The 19,444-nt window shown below is 48.5% G+C and carries 19 protein-coding genes; 4 read left to right on the forward strand and 15 right to left on the reverse strand.

What is annotated here, in order from left to right; translation table 11 throughout:
• Nucleotides 1–198 precede the first annotated feature (198 nt).
• From purU to glyA, 6 genes are all read right to left on the reverse strand, one after another.
• Nucleotides 199–1,065: a formyltetrahydrofolate deformylase gene (gene purU / locus BM099_RS07970; RefSeq protein ID WP_090726503.1), complete on the reverse strand. Its 867-nt coding sequence runs from the start codon at nt 1,063–1,065 to the stop codon at nt 199–201.
• A 115-nt stretch (nt 1,066–1,180) separates the two neighbouring features.
• On the reverse strand, nt 1,181–1,864 hold the full coding sequence (locus BM099_RS07975; protein ID WP_090726505.1) for a sarcosine oxidase subunit gamma: 684 nt from the start codon (nt 1,862–1,864) through the stop codon (nt 1,181–1,183).
• On the reverse strand, nt 1,857–4,874 hold the full coding sequence (locus tag BM099_RS07980) for a sarcosine oxidase subunit alpha (RefSeq protein WP_090726507.1): 3,018 nt from the start codon (nt 4,872–4,874) through the stop codon (nt 1,857–1,859). Before BM099_RS07980 ends, BM099_RS07975 begins: the two co-directional genes overlap by 8 nt.
• A 13-nt stretch (nt 4,875–4,887) precedes the next feature.
• Nucleotides 4,888–5,172 carry a sarcosine oxidase subunit delta gene (locus BM099_RS07985; protein WP_090726509.1) on the reverse strand — a complete coding sequence of 95 codons (285 nt, stop codon included), beginning with the start codon at nt 5,170–5,172 and terminating at the stop codon, nt 4,888–4,890.
• Between the two features lie 15 nt (nt 5,173–5,187).
• A complete protein-coding gene (locus BM099_RS07990) occupies nt 5,188–6,441 on the reverse strand; it encodes a sarcosine oxidase subunit beta family protein (RefSeq protein WP_090726511.1) in 1,254 nt (417 codons plus the stop codon).
• Nucleotides 6,442–6,531: 90 nt separating this feature from the next.
• The gene (glyA, locus tag BM099_RS07995) at nt 6,532–7,794 is read right to left on the reverse strand and encodes a serine hydroxymethyltransferase (protein WP_090726514.1); all 1,263 of its coding nucleotides are present in this window, start codon (nt 7,792–7,794) and stop codon (nt 6,532–6,534) included.
• Nucleotides 7,795–8,135: 341 nt separating this feature from the next.
• On the opposite strand from glyA, the gene BM099_RS08000 reads away from it, so the two are divergent.
• Complete coding sequence (locus BM099_RS08000) at nt 8,136–8,378, forward strand: VF530 family protein (protein ID WP_090726516.1); 243 nt, start codon at nt 8,136–8,138, stop codon at nt 8,376–8,378.
• A 19-nt stretch (nt 8,379–8,397) separates the two neighbouring features.
• Here the strand turns inward: BM099_RS08000 and BM099_RS08005 are convergent, their stop codons facing one another.
• From BM099_RS08005 to BM099_RS08025, 5 genes are all read right to left on the reverse strand, one after another.
• Nucleotides 8,398–8,850, reverse strand: a complete 453-nt coding sequence (locus BM099_RS08005; RefSeq protein WP_177201116.1) for a c-type cytochrome — start codon at nt 8,848–8,850, stop codon at nt 8,398–8,400.
• A 170-nt stretch (nt 8,851–9,020) separates the two neighbouring features.
• A complete protein-coding gene (gene htpG, locus BM099_RS08010) occupies nt 9,021–10,979 on the reverse strand; it encodes a molecular chaperone HtpG (protein WP_090726519.1) in 1,959 nt (652 codons plus the stop codon).
• 146 nt (nt 10,980–11,125) lie between these two features.
• Entirely contained in the window at nt 11,126–11,578 is a 453-nt protein-coding gene (locus tag BM099_RS08015) for a PaaI family thioesterase (RefSeq protein WP_090726521.1), read from the reverse strand.
• Nucleotides 11,578–12,096: a PaaI family thioesterase gene (locus BM099_RS08020; protein ID WP_090726523.1), complete on the reverse strand. Its 519-nt coding sequence runs from the start codon at nt 12,094–12,096 to the stop codon at nt 11,578–11,580. The genes BM099_RS08015 and BM099_RS08020 overlap by 1 nt, the downstream gene beginning before the upstream one ends.
• Nucleotides 12,093–12,818: a DUF599 domain-containing protein gene (locus BM099_RS08025; RefSeq protein ID WP_090726525.1), complete on the reverse strand. Its 726-nt coding sequence runs from the start codon at nt 12,816–12,818 to the stop codon at nt 12,093–12,095. The genes BM099_RS08020 and BM099_RS08025 overlap by 4 nt, the downstream gene beginning before the upstream one ends.
• 58 nt (nt 12,819–12,876) lie before the next feature.
• Here BM099_RS08025 and BM099_RS08030 point away from each other — a divergent pair, with 58 nt between their 5' ends.
• Nucleotides 12,877–13,773, forward strand: coding sequence for a DMT family transporter (locus BM099_RS08030; protein ID WP_232349065.1), 897 nt, complete (start codon nt 12,877–12,879; stop codon nt 13,771–13,773).
• 45 nt (nt 13,774–13,818) lie between these two features.
• Here the strand turns inward: BM099_RS08030 and luxS are convergent, their stop codons facing one another.
• Both luxS and BM099_RS08040 read right to left on the reverse strand, forming a co-directional pair.
• Nucleotides 13,819–14,331 carry an S-ribosylhomocysteine lyase gene (gene luxS, locus BM099_RS08035; protein ID WP_090726527.1) on the reverse strand — a complete coding sequence of 171 codons (513 nt, stop codon included), beginning with the start codon at nt 14,329–14,331 and terminating at the stop codon, nt 13,819–13,821.
• A gap of 164 nt (nt 14,332–14,495) precedes the next feature.
• Nucleotides 14,496–15,980, reverse strand: coding sequence for a protein adenylyltransferase SelO (locus BM099_RS08040; RefSeq protein WP_090726531.1), 1,485 nt, complete (start codon nt 15,978–15,980; stop codon nt 14,496–14,498).
• A gap of 239 nt (nt 15,981–16,219) precedes the next feature.
• Between BM099_RS08040 and BM099_RS08045 the strand changes: the two genes are divergently transcribed.
• Nucleotides 16,220–16,543: a DUF3301 domain-containing protein gene (locus BM099_RS08045; protein WP_090726533.1), complete on the forward strand. Its 324-nt coding sequence runs from the start codon at nt 16,220–16,222 to the stop codon at nt 16,541–16,543.
• A gap of 30 nt (nt 16,544–16,573) precedes the next feature.
• Here the strand turns inward: BM099_RS08045 and BM099_RS08050 are convergent, their stop codons facing one another.
• Both BM099_RS08050 and BM099_RS08055 read right to left on the reverse strand, forming a co-directional pair.
• Entirely contained in the window at nt 16,574–17,098 is a 525-nt protein-coding gene (locus BM099_RS08050; protein WP_090726535.1) for an immunity 22 family protein, read from the reverse strand.
• A 51-nt stretch (nt 17,099–17,149) separates the two neighbouring features.
• Entirely contained in the window at nt 17,150–17,623 is a 474-nt protein-coding gene (locus tag BM099_RS08055; protein WP_090726537.1) for a paraquat-inducible protein A, read from the reverse strand.
• 294 nt (nt 17,624–17,917) lie between these two features.
• Between BM099_RS08055 and glpD the strand changes: the two genes are divergently transcribed.
• On the forward strand, nt 17,918–19,435 hold the full coding sequence (gene glpD / locus BM099_RS08060) for a glycerol-3-phosphate dehydrogenase (protein ID WP_090726540.1): 1,518 nt from the start codon (nt 17,918–17,920) through the stop codon (nt 19,433–19,435).
• Nucleotides 19,436–19,444: the final 9 nt, after the last annotated feature.

The raw sequence follows: 19,444 nt of genomic DNA on the forward strand, positions 1-19,444 counted from the left end.
GACCAGAAGCCTATACCTCTCGACGAGGTGCTCTGAGCATCGCATCTCAGATCAACAATAGCGCAGGCTTCTGGTATAAAGTGAACAACTCCGGATAAACAACCACTACACCAACAGTGCTTTATAAATAATTCTTTATAAACAGTACCTTATAAGCAGTTCTTTACATTAGTTACTAAGCCCTTAATTACTAAGCCCTTAGTTACTAAAAACGACAGTCCGGCTACCATTGATAAACACACGCTTTTCAATATGATGACGAACCGCATTAAACAGGGTGACACGTTCTATATCCTGCCCCTTGGAGATCAAATCTTCGGGATATTGGGCATGTCCCACCGGTTGAATGCCTTGAGCAATGATAGGGCCTTCATCCAGATCGTTATTTACATAATGCGCCGTGGCACCCACCATTTTCACGCCTTTTTCCCACGCTTGGTGATAAGGACGTGCACCTTTAAACCCCGGTAACAAAGAGTGATGAATATTGATGGCCCAACCATCAAGATGTTCACACAACTTAGGAGATAGCACTTGCATATAGCGAGCCAGCACGACGAGTTCGATATCGTACTCTGACAATAATTTAACTATTTCAGCTTCCTGCTCAGGCTTGGTTTCATTACTGATCGGTAAATGGTGATAGGGAATTCCATGCCATTCAGCCAGTGGTTTAAGGTCTGGATGATTGGAAATAATCAGCGGAATCTCAATATTCAACTGTCCGGTACGGTAGCGATACAACAGATCGTTTAAACAATGATCATATTTTGATACTAAAATGGCGACACGCTGACGATGCTCCGGGCGGGTCAGTTGCCACTGCATATCAAACTCGGCTGCACTGGCGGTAAAATCTGCTTCGAACATCGCCTCAGTGAAGTCACTATTACCCGGCTGAAACTCTACCCGGATAAAAAAACGCTGCGATACTTTGTCATCAAACGAATGTATTTCATCGATATAGTTTTTAGCATTTGCCATATAGCGGGTAACCGCATCAACAGTGCCGACAATACTTGGACAGCTGGCGGTAAATATCCACGGTTTTTGTTTGTTGTTCATAACAATACCTTACTTATATAACCGGCAGTACTTAAATAAAGAACGTAAATAACCGGCATAAAAAAAGTGAAACTGAAGAACTATCCGGGCCTTTCAGCCCGGTCTATTTCAGATCTCAGGCTTTTACTACCAGACCAAATTCACGGCTGACTTCCTGAAGCCAAAGCCAGATGTAGTCAGAAAAGCTGCGTCGAATCACCAGTTCAAAACGCTGCTCTCCCGTGCGGCGGATGATGGCTGAGCTCTTAGCAAACACCGTTGAAACGACTTTACCCACCGGAAACACCGTCGGGTGCAGATCAATCGGTGTGCATCTTTTCAACAGCTCCACCACATCAGCACCGGACAACTCCAACACAGTCGAACCACCACTGCTGTTAACCAGTGAATAGTGACCGCCCATCTCATCGCGGAATCTGGATTCCACATCAAATGCTTCAAGGCCCGGCACTAAGATCAACCATTCATCGGGTGACATCCAGCGCACCGAATAGCTCCCTTTCTCGACGGAGGTGAGTGGCTGCAGTGGCAAAGCCACGCCCAACACGCGTTCTGCCGCGGCTAGCTGATCGGTATTTTCCGGATTAAGACGCAGCGTCAGGTGCCCCAGAAGCTTATGTTCACGCAGTTGAATACCCCCGGCGGCCGCGCCTAACACAGTACCGGCCTTGGCCAAAGATGCCAGGTCCGCATGGTGCAACGGCGATTGCCCCTGTACTTCAGGACCAGGCACCTGATCCATTACGGCCGCTTTCGTCGCTGCCATTTCTGCTGGTGTCATCACATTCATATCAGACATTTTGACGCTCCCCTTTCGGATCCAGGAAGATTGGGCTACAGATTTCAGCTTCAATCACCGTACCGTCAGCTAGCGGGTAATACACCGTCTCACCCATTTTAGTTAAACCGCCTTTGATAAAGCCCATTGCGATAGAGTGACCTAAATGAGCACTCCAATAGCTGGACGTAACATGACCGACCATCGGCATAGGAATCGGGGCTTTAGGATCCAGTACCGCTTGTGCGCCTTCAGGAATCACCACTTTAGGATCTTTGGTCTTGATGCCCACTAACTGCTTACGATTTTCACGGATACAGTCCTGGCGGTTCATACCGCGCTTACCCACATAACTGAACGGCTTTTGATTCGACACACACCAGCCCATTCCCAAATCAAACGGGTGAACCGAACCATCGGTATCCTGACCGGCAATAATGAAGCCTTTTTCAGCGCGCAAAATATGCATGGTTTCCGTGCCGTAGGGTGTCAAATTGTACTGCGCACCCGCTTTGAATAACTGCTTCCATACATGCATTCCGTAGTTAGCCTGTACGTTGATTTCAAACGTCAGCTCACCGGTGAACGAGATCCGAAAGACACGCGCAGGCACCCCTGCTACTGTTATCTGTTTCCAGTCCATGAAGGAGAAGTTTTCGTTCGTCACATCCGCGTCGGTCAGTTCTGATAGCAGCTTACGGCTGTTAGGGCCAGAAATAGTCAGGGTCGACCAGTGATCGGTCACGGTATTGAAATACACTTCCAACTCAGGCCATTCGGTCTGGTGATACAACTCAAGCCATTCCAGCACCCGTGCGGCGCCGCCCGTGGTGGTAGTCATCAAGAAGTGGTTTTCGCCTAAACAAGCCGACACCCCATCATCGAACACCATGCCGTCTTCACCGCACATCAAGCCGTAACGACACTTACCGACGGCTAATTTAGCCCAAGCATTGCTGTAGATACGACCAAGGAATTCACGTGCATCTTTGCCCTGAATATCGATCTTACCCAACGTAGAGGCATCCAGGATACCGACACTCTGACGCACGGCCAGGCATTCACGATCCAGAGACTGCTGCATGTTTTCGCCCGCTTGAGGGAAATACCATGGACGTTTCCATTGGCCGACATCCTCAAACTTAGCGCCGCGCTCTACGTGCCACATGTGCATCGCCGAATAGCGTTTAGGATCAAATAACGCACCGCAATTACGGCCCGCGATGGCACCAAACGAGATCGGCGTATAGTTCGGACGAAAGATCGTCGTGCCGGTTTCCGGAATGGTTTTATTCAGCGCCTTCGCCGCCACCGCCATGCCATTGATATTACCCAGCTTCCCCTGGTCGGTACCAAAGCCCATCGCCGTATAACGCTTCACATGTTCGATCGACTCGAAGCCTTCACGACAGGCCAGCTCAATGCCGGCCGCGGTGACATCGGTCTGATAATCGACAAATTGCTTCGGCGCCTGCGACGTGGGTTTCAAATGCGGGATATGAAACAAGGTCATCGGGGCCCCCTCTTTCACGTCCTCGGCGGTGGGTAATACCACTTCAGCCGCATTCAGGCCGACGTTAGCCACCGCTTCCAGACCGGCGTTCAGACCTTCAAGCAACACCGCACCGGTGTGGTAGCAGCCGTTAATCCCCCCCGCCGTCAGCTGTTTCTGCACCGTCTTTCCGGGTACGAAGCCAACAATCTCATCATTCCAGATGGGACGACTGCCGGTATGGCTGGACAAGTGGATAACCGGACTCCAGCCACCCGATGTTGCCACTGTATCGGCGCCCAGCTTCGTCACAGAACCGGTGACTTTATTGCCATCGGCGCTGATGGTTGCCACCGACACACCGGAGACACGTTTTGAGCCTTGTACCTCAATCACGGCAGAGCCTGTGATAATCTTGATACCGCGTTGACGCGCCGCCTCAATACGCTCACCCACAGGATTCGCACGGGTGTCGACGACGGCCACCACTTTACGCCCGGCATCATGCCAGTCTAACGCGGACTGATAGCCATAATCGTTCGTCGTCGTGACCACCAACGCATTACCCGGCACGACGCCATAACGATTGATGTAGGTAGACACAGCACCGCTGACCATACAACCCGGTACATCGTTGTTTGAGTACACTAATGGACGTTCATGCGCCCCGGTCGCCAGGACAACCCATTTAGCGCGTACGCGGTGCAAACGCTGACGGGCCTGATTAACCGGCGCTATATCGCTGAGGTGATCCGTGCAACGTTCATGGATCGTCACGAAGTTATGGTCGTGGTAACCGTTGACGGTAGAACGCGGTAATAACATGACGTCGTCATAACTACGCAACTCTTTTGTCACCGCATTAACCCAGGCAGACGCCGGCTGACCATCCAGCGTTTCTTTCGTGCTGAGCAGGTTGCCACCAAACTCGTTTTGCTCGTCCGCTAAAATGACACGTGCGCCACTGCGGGCCACCGTCAGTGCCGCGGCTAAACCGGCAGGACCCGCACCGACAATTAAGACGTCACAGTGCTGATTAACGTTGTCATAAAAATCCGGGTCATTTTCCAGAGGCGAACGCCCCATACCCGCCGCTTTACGAATCAAAGACTCATAGGTGTTCCACAGAGACTCGGGGAACATAAACGTCTTGTAGTAAAACCCCGGCGGCATCATTTTGCCACCGACCTTACCGATGATGGACATCACATCCGTATCAACGTTCGGCCAGCCGTTCGTCGCCTGGCTGACGAGTCCATTGAACAGCTCTTGCTGCGTCGCACGTACGTTAGGCACCTGCGTGGCTTCGCTAGCGCCCAGCTGCAAGATGGCATTGGGCTCTTCAGCACCGGCGGCGACAATACCGCGGGGACGGCTGTATTTAAAACTACGGCTAACGACATCGATGCCGTTGGCCAATATAGCAGAGGCCAGAGTATCGCCCTGATAACCTTTATATTGTTTACCGTTGTAGGTAAAGGTTAATGGCTTGGAGCGGTCGATGCGACCCCCACTCTGGAGGCGGTTTGGCTGTGTCATAATTCCGCTCCTGTTACTCAGCGACTACAGATGGCTTTTCGCCAATCTTGTAGACTTCTTTAATGTCGTAGTTCTGGGTATCGCGCGTTATATTGAAAAACTTGCGACAACCGGCGGCATGAACCCACAACTCATGATGAATACCACGTGGGTTTTTACGGAAAAACATATACTCGCCCCACTCTTTATCAGAGCACGCGTCTGGATCTGCGGGTCTGGCGATATGCGCCTGACCGACGGCGTGAAACTCTTCTTCTTCACGATATTCCGCACAATGCGGGCAATAAATATGAAACATGTTAATCAGCCCCTGTTAGTGTGCTACGCCTGCCGCACCGTGCTCATCGATCAGCGCGCCGTCATGGAAGCGGAACATAGAGAATGGTTCAGCCATGGGATGCATCTCGCCGCTGGCCAGGGATGCGGCAAACACGTTGCCTGAACCCGGCGTGGCTTTAAAGCCACCGGTACCCCAACCGCAGTTGAAGAACAGATTCTTGACCGGTGTTTTACTGATAATCGGACAGGCGTCCGGGCATGTATCAACAATACCGCCCCACTGACGGTTCATACGCACGCGGCTAAAAATCGGGAACAACTCCACAATGGCCTGCACGGTATGTTCGATGGTCGGATAAGAACCCCGCTGGCCATAGCCTGTATAGCTATCAATACCGGCACCGATGACTAAGTCACCTTTGTCTGACTGGCTGACATAACCGTGTACGTGGTTAGACATCACCACCGTATCCAGAATCGGCTTGATCGGTTCAGAGACTAACGCCTGCAAAGGGTGCGATTCGAGCGGCAAGTCAAAACCCGCCATCTTCGCGACAACACTGGAGTTACCCGCGACCACAGAACCGACACGGCCGGCTTTAATATCACCGTAACGGTTGGTTTTAACCCCAACAATCGTGCCATCTTCAATAATCAGACCCGTTACTTCGGTTTCCTGAATCAAATCCACACCGTAGGAATCTGCACCACGTGCGAAGCCCCAGGCCACCGCATCATGACGCGCCACACCACCACGCGGCTGCCAGGAGGCGCCCATAATCGGGTAGCGGGTATTATCGGAGCAATCCATGTGCGGCACGATCTCTTTGATCTGCTGTGGATCCAGTACTTCACCGTCAATACCGTTCAGACGGTTAGCATTAACGCGTCGCTCGATATCACGCATGTCTTGTAACGTATGGCCCAGGTTTAACACACCGCGTTGAGAGAACATCACGTTGTAGTTCAGATCCTGAGAGAGACCTTCCCACAATTTCATGGCGTGCTCATATAAGTGAGCCGACTCATCCCACAAGTAATTAGAACGCACAATCGTGGTATTACGCGCCGTATTACCGCCGCCCAAATACCCTTTTTCGATCACGGCCACATTTGTAATGCCGTGCTCTTTGGCGAGATAGTAGGCCGTCGCTAAACCGTGACCACCGCCACCAATAATCACCACATCATATTCTTTCTTTGGCGTAGGGTTACGCCACGTACGCTGCCAGTTCTCATGGTGCGTGAGACTGTGCTTGAGCAGTCCAAAACCTGAATAACGCTGCATATGATCAGCTCCTGTTATTAATCGACAGCCGGTCTATGTTCAACAGCCGGCTGCCTGTATATTCAGTAAAAATTAGCGATATAAACTGGCTTATTTATAAACCGGGTAGTCAGCACACAGCGCTTTCACTTGCTCTTTCACTTCTGCAATCTTGGCGTCCAGGGCTTCAGGCTCGTTCAATACATCCAACAGGTCAGCAATCCAACCGGCCAGCGTACGACACTGCACTTCTTTAAAGCCGCGCGTTGTCACGACAGGGGAGCCGATACGCAGACCCGATGTGACGAACGGAGATTGTGGATCGCCGGGCACGGCGTTTTTGTTGACGGTAATGTTAGCGCGACCCAGCGCGGCATCCGCCGCTTTGCCGGTCAGACCCTGCTTAATCAGGCTGAGTAGAAACAGGTGGTTTTTAGTACCCCCAGAAACGATATCAAAACCACGTTCGATCAGCACTTCAGCCATCGCATTGGCATTTTTAATCACCTGCGCCTGATACGCTTTGAAATCAGGCTCCAAAGCTTCCTTAAACGCGACCGCTTTAGCCGCAATAACATGCATCAGCGGGCCCCCCTGGCCACCCGGGAATACCGCAGAATTCAGTTTTTTCTCCAGTTCGTTATCACGCGAGATAATCAAACCACCGCGAGGGCCACGTAACGTCTTGTGTGTCGTCGTTGTCACGACATCGGCAAAAGGTACCGGGTTTGGATAGAGGCCTGCAGCCACCAGACCGGCCACGTGCGCCATATCAACAAACAGGTAAGCGCCTACTTTGTCAGCGATCTGGCGAAAACGCGCCCAATCCACAATCTGCGAATAAGCCGAGAAACCGGCAACGATCATCTTCGGTTTATGCTCTATCGCCAGACGCTCGACTTCGTCGTAATCGATCTCGCCCGTCGCTTCATGTAAACCGTACTGAACGGCGTTATACATTTTGCCGGAGAAATTGACATGAGAACCATGCGTCAGGTGACCACCGTGAGCCAAGCTCATGCCAAGAATAGTATCGCCCGGCGCGCACAGTGCCATGTAAACGGCAGCGTTTGCCTGTGAACCGGAGTGTGGCTGAACGTTAGCATACGTTGCACCGAACAGCTCTTTAGCACGATCCAGCGCCAGTTGCTCTACCAGGTCAACGTATTCACAGCCGCCGTAGTAACGCTTTTCAGGGTAACCTTCTGCATATTTGTTCGTCAGTACAGAACCTTGCATCTGCATGACACGCGGGCTCGTATAGTTCTCAGAGGCTATCAGTTCGATATGCTCTTCCTGACGTACTTCTTCTTTAACGACCGCCGCCCACAGGACATCGTCGTATCCCTGAACCTGGTCACCTTTACTAAACATCAATACCTCCTACTAAGCCAAACAGCCAAGTCACAAATTGGGTTTTATAATTATTGTTTCCTGCCCGTTATCCGGTTTCAGCAAACGCGGGAGAACATATGACGCTTCGATAACCTGCCGCACAATTCCCAGTACAGCGATAATAGCTGGCGCACAGACGCACACCATGCCCCACTACGCCTTGGGGATGTCTATTTACGACACATAGAATTGAGACTGAACCGAGAACAAATTGACATGAAAGATAAAAAGCAAACGTAAGCTCAGTTGCGTATAATCGACACCAGCCTTTTTAATAAAACAGTTTGATAAAGCAATCTGCTTCAGGACATCGATTTTTAATGAGCGATCAGCCAAAAGATAACCAACAAAAAAACAACCCGCTGCACGGGCTTTCTCTTGAGCAAATAGTCACAGCACTGGAAGAGCACTATGGATGGGAACAACTCGGACAACTGATCAACATTCGCTGCTTTCAGAGTGACCCGAGCATTAAATCAAGCCTGAAGTTTCTGCGTAAAACCCCTTGGGCACGCACCAAGGTTGAAGAGTTATATCTCAAAACACGCTTTCAGACCCTGTAAATAACCGTGCTGTAACAACTCAGTCACTTTCACGGAAGCGGTCATGGCAGTTTTTACACTGTCGGGCAGCACTGCCATAAACAGATCTCAGATCATCTTTATCTTTCGCACCTGCCTGCGCAGCCAATTCGGCTGTAGCCGTAATCAAATCTTGCATATAGGTATCAAAGCGCTCTTTCTGGTACCACATTTCAGGCTTCAGACGTGTCGCTAATTGAGTGTCTTGTGTTTCTGGCAAAAAACCTTCTGCAGGCAATTGCGATAAAGCTGAAACCGCTTCAGCACGCCGCTTAAACTCCAGCGCATCGTATGGGGCCCGCCCCTGAATCATGGCTCCCATTTTTTTAAAGTGCCAACCCATCGCTGTAAAAGCAGCTTGTCGGTATTCGACATAGTCATCAGAGCGGCGATCCTGCGCAGCAGCAAACAGAGGCAAGAGTGTTAAAGCTATACAGGCGATTGATCTTTTCATGTGCACCGTCAATATCATCCGTTATTTTCAATGTAGCTATTAAAAAGTTAGCTAGACAATTAATTACGTCAGTAAGGCCAACGATTGAAACACATCTACCCATTATAAAAAAGCCGCTCAATTGAGCGGCTTGTATTAAAGCACTGATCTTGCTTAATAAGTCGGTATAATTACTGACTTAGCTCAAGCAGCAACTTGTTCAGACGCGTAACATACGCCGCTGGATCTGCCAGATGTCCACCCGCAGCCAGATCGGCCTGATCAAAAATAATCAAAGCAAGTTCGCCAAAGCGATCTTCGTCCGGTTCCTGATCCAGTTTCTGAATCAATGGGTGCTCTGCATTAATTTCAAAGACTGGTTTAGAATCAGGTACAGCCTGACCCGCAGCTTCCATGATCTGACGCATCTGAGCGCCCATATCATAAGCATTCAGTACCAGGCATGCCGGAGATTCCGTCAGACGGTGTGTAACACGCACATCAGAGACCTTCTCTTTTAAACGTTCTTTCAAACGCTCAACCAGACCTTCTGCTTCTTTAGCAGCCTCTTCTTGTGCTTTTTTATCTTCTTCCGTTTCCGTCTCACCCAGTTCCAGCTCACCTTTGGTGACGTTCTGAAGTGACTTACCGTCGTAGTCGAACAGATGGCTCATCATCCACTCATCAACACGCTCGGTCATCAGCAATACTTCGATACCTTTCTTACGGAAGATCTCCAAATGAGGGCTGTTTTTAGCAGTATTGTAATTTTCAGCGACCACATAATAGATCTTCGTCTGACCTTCTTTCATGCGACCGATGTAGTCATCCAGAGAAGTGGTTGGCTCGCTGCTATCCGTGTGAGTGGACGCGAAACGCAACAGCTTCATGATCTTCTCACGGTTGGTGTAATCTTCAGCCGGACCTTCTTTCATCACACTACCAAATGATTTCCAGAAAGTGACATATTTTTCTGGCTCATTTTTCGCCAGCTTAGTCAGCATATCCAGAACACGCTTGGTCAGCGCGGTACGCAGTTTGTCTACGTTCGGGTCTTTCTGCAGAATTTCACGAGAGACGTTCAGTGAGAGGTTATTTGAATCAACCACACCTTTAATAAAACGTAAATATAATGGCAGGAACTGATCAGCCTGATCCATAACAAAGACACGCTGGATGTATAGTTTCAAGCCACGAGGTGCATCACGGTTCCATAAATCGTACGGAGCGGTTTCCGGAACATACAACAAGCTGGTGTATTCCAGATTACCTTCGACACGGTTATGACCAACTGTTAGTGGGTTTCCGAAATCATGTGAAATATGCTTATAGAATTCGCTATATTCCTCTTCAGAAATATCACTTTTATTCAACGTCCACAAAGCTGTAGCGCTGTTCACCGTTTCCAATTCAGGTGCGGCGACCTCTTTGGGTTCTTTTGCAGCTTTAGCTTCTTCACCTTCAACAGGCTCTTCGCTTTCTTCTTCCATGCCCAATGGTGCTTCTTTCAGCATCATGACTGGCATCGCGATATGGTCAGAGTATTTACGAACCAAAGTGCGTAAACGTGAACCGTCGGCAAACTCTTCTTCACCTTCTTTCAGATGCAGAACGATTTGCGTACCACGCGTTTCTTTGTCAATTGTCGCGATGCTGAATTCACCTTCACCGGCAGAACTCCAATGAACACCTTCTGATACCGGTGCACCGGCTGCGCGGGAGAATACATCAACTTTCTCTGCAACAATAAATGCAGAGTAGAAACCTACACCAAACTGACCAATCAACTGATTATCTTGTGCCTGATCACCGGTCAGCTGTCCTAAGAAGCTCGCTGTACCCGATTTAGCAATAGTACCCAGATGCTCTACAACGTCATCGCGGCTCATACCTACGCCGTTATCTTCGATAGTGACGGTTTTTGCTTCCGGATCGAAGCTAACAGTGACTTTCAGATCACCGTCATTTTCATAAAGAGCACCATTTGACAGTGCTTTAAAGCGTAGTTTTTCAGCCGCGTCTGATGCATTGGAGATCAGCTCGCGCAGGAAGATCTCTTTATTAGAGTACAAAGAATGGATCATCAGATTCAGGAGTTGCTTTACTTCCGTCTGAAAACCAAGCGTTTCTTTCTGCGTTTCTGTGCTCATAGATACAGTACCTTATTCTCTTAGAAAAATGATTTTTTCACTTCCTGAGAGATGGGGGCACTGTTTGGCTTTTCAAGGGTATTTTTTAAATGAGACCATTGCAAGATTGCTCCTTTGCCTTCTGGCGGAGTTAAAACGTACTCAGATTATGTCAGCGACGCGAAAGAATCGAGCAGGAAGTGCCCACGCGCAGATGCGATCGGCTGGCTTTTTCTTTCCTGCCAGGCAATGATCGAACAATTGGCAACGCGGCGACCTTGTCGCTCAATAGTACACATGGCAAACGTGTCCCGATCTAATCCTGCCTGCATATAGTCCACCGAGAAATCGATATTTTTTGCTAGTGCAGGCTGCTTAAGTTGTAGTGTCAGCTCAAAAGCTGCCGTCAACTCCATGAAGGACGCGATTACACCACCATGAATCGCCGGAATGGTCGGATTGCCGATATTATTAGGGTTACGGGGTAACCGAAAAATCATCTCTTCGCCAAAACGCTCACATTGCACGCCGATCACACCCGCATAGGGAATCAAGTCGATTACCGGTTGATAATTACCCGAGGCATGCGCTTGATTGACGCGTTGCTGCAACAAACTCATTACACTCTCCCCGCTTCGATTTGCTCTAGACTCAGCTGCGATGCGCTCTCTCTATCGACACCATCAATCATCGCTTTAAAAGCGGCATTCGTATTACCTGCACCGGGACGCATAAAGGTCGAGATAGCATAAGCAACCGGTTTACCCGGGCTTTCCTGATAAACCGTGGCGCGCGTAAACAATACATTCCTGGTTACCCGATAGCACTCCGCATGCGCGTACAAAGGCTGGCTGATTACGGGCGTCGACATATGATCGATACGTAGATCCAGTGTCGGGCATAACTCATATTCTTTCAGCGCCGGTATGGTTGATAAGCTGGACGCGGTATCCACCAGCGTCGTCAGCACACCACCATGCATATAGGTATCGAACGCCGTACTCACGAGTTGATCCTGCACAGGCAAAACAACAGTAACGCTTTTTTCGTCTGCTTTGATTACCTGCAGCTGCAACTTGCGCATATGTGCTAAAGCGCCGATAAAGCGCCGACATCTCTCCAGTATCTGTTCGCTCATCGCTTTTTCTCGGGGTCAGACGACATCTTTAATATATGCAAAGTAGAAGACTTAAATTCACGACGATAGAGTATATATACGATAAAAGTTGCTAAGCCCATAAACAGTATCGGGTTGATAAACCAGCCTAAAACGGCCTGACTAAAATAATAAGTCCGCAAGCCGGTATTAAAATTATTGGCGGCCTTAGATGCCATCTTTGCGATTCTGTCTGCCGTGACTTGCCTCACTTGCTGAGATACCTGCTCTTCAGGTAATGGCGCACCACCGATCATGACAGAAACAAAACCGTATTGGCGTAAACTCCAGGTAAACTTAAAGAAGGCGTAGATGAACAGCACAATTAACAGCAAGATTTTCAGCTCCCACTCTTGTCTGGTAGCCATCACTACAAAAGGAATATCCGCCACCAGATCTATGGCTTTGTCCGTTGAGCCAAGCACTGTCATTAAACCGGCTAAAATCAGCATGGTAGTTGAAGCAAAAAAGGATACACTACGTTCCAGATTAGCGATGGCTGATGTATCAGCAATACGGTTTTCGCGCTCCATAACGCGCCGCATCCATTCTTGACGATACATATGCATTACGCTGACCAGACACGGCGTTGTTAAGCTCTTTCGCTTCACATAAAAAATATATCCACGAAAACAGACCAGAAACCAAGCCAGAGCGGCCAGGTTTAACCAGTTGTGGGTTAAAAATGTCGAAATATCATCCATTAACGTCGTCCAGCGGTTATTTAAGCATTCATTGTAAATGAAGTAACAGGATTCTCAATTGATCTCGACTCCGACTGAAAATATCGGCCTCGGTGCCTTCTACGCAGTATCAACGGCGCTGGTAATGAGCATAGCCGCCGCACTGATCAAATATACTTCAACGCTGGTCAGCATTGAGATCATTGTGGCAGCACAATATATTATCTGCGTCACTTTTATGCTGCCCTGGCTGATGAGCAAAGGTGTTCGCGGCATAAAAACAGATCACCTCAATTTACATATAGTGCGAGCCTTGTGCGGCTGGGCCTGCTTTTATACTTATTATCTGGCCATTGCCCATATCCCGTTGGTAGATGCTGCGTTATTACGCAATGCTGCACCGTTATGCGTACCCTTTTTGATTTTGTGGATACATAAAGTCCATATCGCCTGGGTTCGCTGGATTCCGATAGCCGTCGGTTTTATTGGCATAGGATTCATTTTAAAACCTGACGGAAGCACCTTAAGCATCTGGCACCTGATCGGTTTTGCATCAGCCATTACACTGGCTGGCTCGATTATCAGCACACGGATGCTAACCCGCTCTGAGCCGACCAATCGTGTATTGTTTTATTATTTTGGATTATCTGCCGCCGCCAGCATTCCATTGGCGATCCTTAACTGGCAACCGATCCCTGTTGAGGCATTATTACCCATGCTGTTTATCGGCTTATCGATCTGGCTAACCATGTGGCTGTATACCCAGGCATACCTGTATGCAAAAGCCTCAGTTATCTCACCACTGAGCTATTGTGGTGTAGTGTTTACCGGATTCTGGGGTTGGTTCTTCTGGGATCAGCTACCCGACTGGCTCTCTTTTGCTGGTGTCATTCTGGTGGTAAGCGGAGGAATTGGGTCTGTGATACTCGGTGCAAATACTGAAAAACGTGCAGCCCTTACTAATAAAAGAGAATAAAAAGCCCGCCCTGTTTACAGACGGGCGCTTCGACAGACTCTGTAATCAGGAGTGACTTTTCAGAAACTCTGCATCTAATTTCAGTTCATCATTACTGTTAACGGTAATACCACGTGCCTTCACATTGGCTGCGATCAGTTTCGCTTCATCCAGTGAGTGCATCTGTTCAGTGCCACACTGATATTCATTCAGCTCTGGAATATCACTCTGCGCCTGTACTTTTTCAACATCATTCATCGCCGCTAACCAGGCATCACCCACTGCTTGCTCGGTTGGCTGGCCGATCAAACTCATGTAAAAACCAGTACGACATCCCATCGGAGAGATATCAATAATTTCTACATTCTTGCCGTTCAGATGATCACGCATGAAACCGGCAAACAGATGCTCCAGTGTATGGATTCCACGCTCACTCAAAATTTCTTTATTAGGCAGACAAAAGCGCAAATCAAACACGGTGATCGTATCGCCACTGGGCGTTTGCATCGTCTTTGCGACACGCACAGCCGGAGCATGCATACGTGTATGGTCAACGGTAAAGCTATCTAGCAATGGCATGGACTTTCCTCTTAAACGCAATTAGTCACTCTTAATGAGTCAATTATCCCAATGGAGTGAACCTTTAATCAACCAATAATTAATCAACCAATAATCAACCGCTCATCGATCAAATCAATTTTAAGCAGCTGAAACGAGCTATTTGTTTATCGCTATTAGTCTCCTCAGGATGAACAGCTCAGACTGATACCGCCGGCCCACTCAGGAGGCTCGCCCGCATATCGGGCATATTCTGCTTTATCTTCAAAGGGCTGACGAACCACACTCAACAGTGTATTTACCAGCCGGTAATCGCCGTTATTCGCTTCAAGGATAGCTTCTTCAAGCATATAACTGCGTAACAGATAACAGGGATTCACACAGCGCATCTGCTGTTGTCGAATCGGAAAACTGGATGCTTCCAGTTCTGTTCGGCGCGTGTAAGCCACTAGCCAGTCAGTCACCGCAACCGGGTCCGTAAAATGTCCCAGACACTGATGCAAGCTGGCATCGTTCTCGGCCTGCAGATCACACAGGTCGCGCAAAAAACGGTTCAAATCGATACGTTGCCTGGTTGCCAGCTGGATTAACTGATCTATCAACAGATCATCGCCTTCATGATCTGTCAGCCAACCTAAGCGCGTTTTCATTTGCTGATAATACGCCTGCTGATAAAGAACCTTATACTCATCCAGTGCGGCTACCAACGCCTCACGATCAATCAGGGGTAATAACGCCTGCGCTAAACAGGATAAGTTCCACAACATAATATCGGGCTGACGCTTAAATGCGTAGCGGCCCTCGTGATCCGTATGATTACTGATAAAGTCCGGTTGATACCTATCCATGAACACATAGGGCCCATAATCAAAGGTCTCACCTAAAATAGACATATTATCGCTGTTCATCACGCCATGAACAAAACCGTACGCTTGCCATTTAGCGACCATCTCAATAGAAAGATCACGAATCTGTTTGAACATAGCAAGATAGGCCTGCTCTGCCGATTCTTTATGCGCTGTTTTGCAGGCGGGGAAATAACGATCCAGACAGTAATCGGCCAGTGTTTTAAGCGCTTCGTGTTGTCGGGTGTAATACAGATGTTCAAAGTGACCGAAGCGAATGTGACATTGAGTGACCCGCAGTACCTTGGCACACAGCTCCATCCCTTCGCGCATGGTGTACTCTTCACTACCGACCAAACATAACGCTTGCGTGGTGGGAATATCTAAACCTTGCATCGCGGCACTGATCAGATATTCACGGATGCTGGAACGTAACACTGCCCGGCCATCGCCAAAACGCGAGTAAGCTGTTTTACCTGCGCCTTTCAGGTGCAGATCCCAGCGCTCACCTTTGCTATTGACGACCTCGCCCAGCAACAACCCACGCCCATCGCCAAGATCCGGATTGTATTGGCCAAACTGATGGCCCCCATACTTCATCGCCAGCGGTTCGCTGCCGGGTAAAATATCACCACCACCAAAAAAGCGTGCTAAATCAGAAGGCAGCACCGAGCAGGGATCAAGATCCAATACGCTAGCGACATCCGGGTTAAAACTGATCAAGTGTGCATTTTTTAATCCACGCGGGTTAACCCGATGATAGAAATTAGCCGGAAAATCCAGATAGCCATTTTCCAACGTCAGCTGATTGAATGCTTTTAACATACTTACCTTTTACCCCAGACTATTACTCAGACATACCATAGCATTTTACTCAACTATTCGCATTAGAGAACTCATATCAGGCAACTCACATCAGAGAAGCTAGCTGAAGATATTTGCATCCGAAAACTCGCATCAGCACTGCCTGTGATTACCCATAAAAAAAAGGTAATACGTGTGAGTCTTTATTTTCAAAGGTTTTTACCGCAAACTGATAGAAAATCTATCAAAGTGCCTTATCGATGTTTATTGAATTCTCAGATCTACTCTGGTTCACCCTGATCTGCCTTTGCCTGTGGTATTGGTGGGCGGCACAAAAAGTAAAAGAAGTTGCTCTGACTGCCGCTCGCAAAAGCTGCAAAGAGATGTCGCTGCAATTGCTGGATGAGAGTGTCGGACTCAGAGCACTATGGTTAAAACGTGATGACAACGGCCAACTCAGACTGTGGCGACGCTTTGTGTTTGAGTTCTCATCGACCGGAGAAGACCGTTACCTGGGAAAAGTGATCATGCTGGGGCTGCGAATCACTCAGATAGAATTAGAACCGCATCGACTCAACGAGTAGATGCGGAGCACGCTCAAGGTGCAATATTAGCTATTTGCTTACATCATCCGGATCGGCTGAATCAACGTCAGCCTCTTCAAGCTGAGGATCTTCAACGTCATAAACATTCTCAGCGCCATCGTCATAATCAAATGCGCCTAAAAAAGTCATATACTGATCCTTGCCGACACCGGAAATCTTAAGGCTGTACTCGACTTCAAACAGCAAAATGATCCAACTGACCTCTTCCAGTTTTTTCTTTTTAGCTTTACTCAACAAGGTTTGGATATACGAGGTTGAAAAAGAACACTCACCGGCTGCCACTTCAATATTGACCAGCCCCTCCTCAGTGCCATTGGTTTCTAAGTTTTCTGGCCTGAAATAGTTAAGATTAAAATTTCGCGACCAGGTATTAACCGCACGGCTGTTATTTTTACTGAATGTCTCGTCAAAATAATCATCAGGCACATCAGCATAAGGATGTTGCGACGCCCACACCGACACCTTGTACTTCTTCGTAAAATCGTAACCCTTGTCGGTTTTGCTCTGACTCTTTCTCGCCTGCTTGTCTGTCACACTACCTTCCTACTACTGATTAACTAACAAAACCACTCACTCAAGCAGTCATTAACGCACTGTCGTTTCTTGTGTATCTGTTGGTAAATTATCCGTCAAGCTTACCACTCGCGCCGTTATATACATGGTTAACACCACCGCTGCCGTAAAAGCATACAGTCCAACGCGCATCTCCACACTCGCTATCGCCCCCAGCTTCACCGCTACCACGAGCACCGCCACCACAAACACATCCAACATCGACCACTTACCAAACAGGTGCATCCAGTGTAAATATCTGTCCAGATGTGCTGAAGCCTGCTGCTTAGCACTGAGTAACTGATACAACACCGCCATTTTGAGCAGTGGCAACAGCACACTAAAGCCAGTGATCACCACAAACAGGAAAAACTGCCCCTCTTTTAACAGTCCAAGTGCACCACTCAGGACTGAGAACGTATTTTCCAACAAGACAAATTTCGTCATGGTAATGATCGGCGTGATTAATCCCACGATAAAAATGCCAAAAGTGATCGCCAACAGCATCTGTAAGCGGCGAGTCTGCGTCCGAAAATGATCTGCAATATTGATGTTTACGATCCTTATTTAAAAAGGCTGTTTTTAAAAGCCTGTATTTTCAGCCTCTATCTTTTTGCCTCTACCAGTCTAACGATTGAACAACAGCTCACTGAATGTGGTTAAAACGGTTTTATTTTAACGCTTCACCTCCATGCTAACCAGCGCTGGCAGACAGCAAGCCTTGAGAATTGTTCGCATAACCGTTCTGTTTAATATAAAACAGAAGACTCATGACACATGACAGCGGAGGGAAGATCAAGCATGAGTCATCAACAGCCAATAGTTGACCTACTGGTGATCGGTGGAGGCATCAATGGTGCAGGCATTGCAGCGGATGCGGCTGGCAGGGGCTTGAGTGTAATGCTCTGCGAGATGAACGACCTGGCTTCTGCTACCTCTTCCAGCAGCAGTAAGCTGATTCATGGCGGCCTGCGCTATCTTGAACATTATGAATTTCGCTTAGTGAAGGAGGCGCTGGCCGAACGGGAAGTGTTATTAAAAAAAGCGCCGCATATTATCTGGCCGTTGCGTTTTTTACTGCCTCACCAACCGCACCTTCGTCCCGCCTGGATGATCCGGGCAGGCTTGTTTCTGTATGATCACCTGGCAACACGTACCACACTGGGCGCGTCCACGAGTGTCGATTTTGGAGCAAACAGCCCACTGTTACCTGCGATGACGCAAGGCTTTGAATATTCAGATGGATGGGTCGACGATGCCCGCTTAGTCATATTAAATGCAATGGCTGCTCAGCATGCAGGAGCCAGCATCAAAACCCGTACTCGTTGTGTACATACCTCACGCTCTGACAACCTCTGGGAAGTGACCCTGCAGGATACGTCAAAGGGTAAAAGCGAAATCATACAGGCACGCATGCTGGTCAATGCAACAGGCCCCTGGGTTAGCCGCCTTTTCTCTGATGTCATGCAATTGCCAGCCCCTAAACGGCTGCGTTTAGTCAAGGGAAGTCATATCATTGTGCCGCGACTTCATACAGGGCCGGAAGCTTTTATTCTGCAAAACAAAGATGAGCGAATCGTTTTTGTTATCCCTTTTGAAGAGAAATATTCTTTGATAGGCACGACTGATGTTGAGTATGAGGGTGATCCGGCTACCGTTACCATTAGCCAGGATGAAATTGACTACTTAATCGCAGTAACCAATGATCACTTCAAAAAGCCGTTAACTGCAGCAGATATCATTTGGAGTTATTCGGGGGTTCGCCCACTGCTGGATGACGACACCTCAGACTCTGCTCAGGCAGTAAGCCGCGATTACACATTTGAAATCGATGCACCGGTTAACGGCGCACCCTTATTGTCTGTTTTTGGCGGAAAAATAACGACTTACCGTAAATTAGCGGAAGCCGCTGTCAACCAACTGTGTGCTATCCGCATACGCAGAGACGACGGCGCAAGCTCAGGAGCCGCCTGGACCGCTGATGCAACGCTACCCGGTGGTGACTTCAAAGACCATCCAACACTGTCAAATGAACTTAGATTGCGCTATCCATGGCTACCCGACGGGCTGCGAACCCGTTATGTACGCACCTACGGCACCCTCACCTATACGCTATTAAATAAGGCATCGGCATTAGAAGATCTGGGTACTCGTTTTAGCCCTGATTTATATGCTGTCGAAGTTGATTACTTAATTAAATATGAGTGGGCCGTCACTGTTGACGATATTATCTGGCGTAGAACAAAACTGGGCTTGCGCCTGAGTCAGGCTGCTATCAAACAATTGTCTGAATATCTATCGGAAACAGTGAGCTGTTAATTCCCTATT

Source organism: Neptunomonas qingdaonensis, from assembly GCF_900113275.1.
Taxonomy (GTDB): domain Bacteria; phylum Pseudomonadota; class Gammaproteobacteria; order Pseudomonadales; family Balneatricaceae; genus Neptunomonas; species Neptunomonas qingdaonensis.

Excerpts from the sequence above, each read along its gene's own strand:
- purU (WP_090726503.1), bottom strand. The coding sequence starts at position 1,065 with ATGAACAACAAACAAAAACCGTGGATATTTACCGCCAGCTGTCCAAGT.
- BM099_RS07975 (WP_090726505.1), bottom strand. The coding sequence starts at position 1,864 with ATGTCTGATATGAATGTGATGACACCAGCAGAAATGGCAGCGACGAAA.
- BM099_RS07980 (WP_090726507.1), bottom strand. The coding sequence starts at position 4,874 with ATGACACAGCCAAACCGCCTCCAGAGTGGGGGTCGCATCGACCGCTCC.
- BM099_RS07985 (WP_090726509.1), bottom strand. The coding sequence starts at position 5,172 with ATGTTTCATATTTATTGCCCGCATTGTGCGGAATATCGTGAAGAAGAA.
- BM099_RS07990 (WP_090726511.1), bottom strand. The coding sequence starts at position 6,441 with ATGCAGCGTTATTCAGGTTTTGGACTGCTCAAGCACAGTCTCACGCAC.
- glyA (WP_090726514.1), bottom strand. The coding sequence starts at position 7,794 with ATGTTTAGTAAAGGTGACCAGGTTCAGGGATACGACGATGTCCTGTGG.
- BM099_RS08000 (WP_090726516.1), top strand. The coding sequence starts at position 8,136 with ATGAGCGATCAGCCAAAAGATAACCAACAAAAAAACAACCCGCTGCAC.
- BM099_RS08005 (WP_177201116.1), bottom strand. The coding sequence starts at position 8,850 with ATGAAAAGATCAATCGCCTGTATAGCTTTAACACTCTTGCCTCTGTTT.
- htpG (WP_090726519.1), bottom strand. The coding sequence starts at position 10,979 with ATGAGCACAGAAACGCAGAAAGAAACGCTTGGTTTTCAGACGGAAGTA.
- BM099_RS08015 (WP_090726521.1), bottom strand. The coding sequence starts at position 11,578 with ATGAGTTTGTTGCAGCAACGCGTCAATCAAGCGCATGCCTCGGGTAAT.
- BM099_RS08020 (WP_090726523.1), bottom strand. The coding sequence starts at position 12,096 with ATGAGCGAACAGATACTGGAGAGATGTCGGCGCTTTATCGGCGCTTTA.
- BM099_RS08025 (WP_090726525.1), bottom strand. The coding sequence starts at position 12,818 with ATGGATGATATTTCGACATTTTTAACCCACAACTGGTTAAACCTGGCC.
- luxS (WP_090726527.1), bottom strand. The coding sequence starts at position 14,331 with ATGCCATTGCTAGATAGCTTTACCGTTGACCATACACGTATGCATGCT.
- BM099_RS08040 (WP_090726531.1), bottom strand. The coding sequence starts at position 15,980 with ATGTTAAAAGCATTCAATCAGCTGACGTTGGAAAATGGCTATCTGGAT.
- BM099_RS08045 (WP_090726533.1), top strand. The coding sequence starts at position 16,220 with ATGTTTATTGAATTCTCAGATCTACTCTGGTTCACCCTGATCTGCCTT.
- BM099_RS08055 (WP_090726537.1), bottom strand. The coding sequence starts at position 17,623 with ATGCTGTTGGCGATCACTTTTGGCATTTTTATCGTGGGATTAATCACG.
- glpD (WP_090726540.1), top strand. The coding sequence starts at position 17,918 with ATGAGTCATCAACAGCCAATAGTTGACCTACTGGTGATCGGTGGAGGC.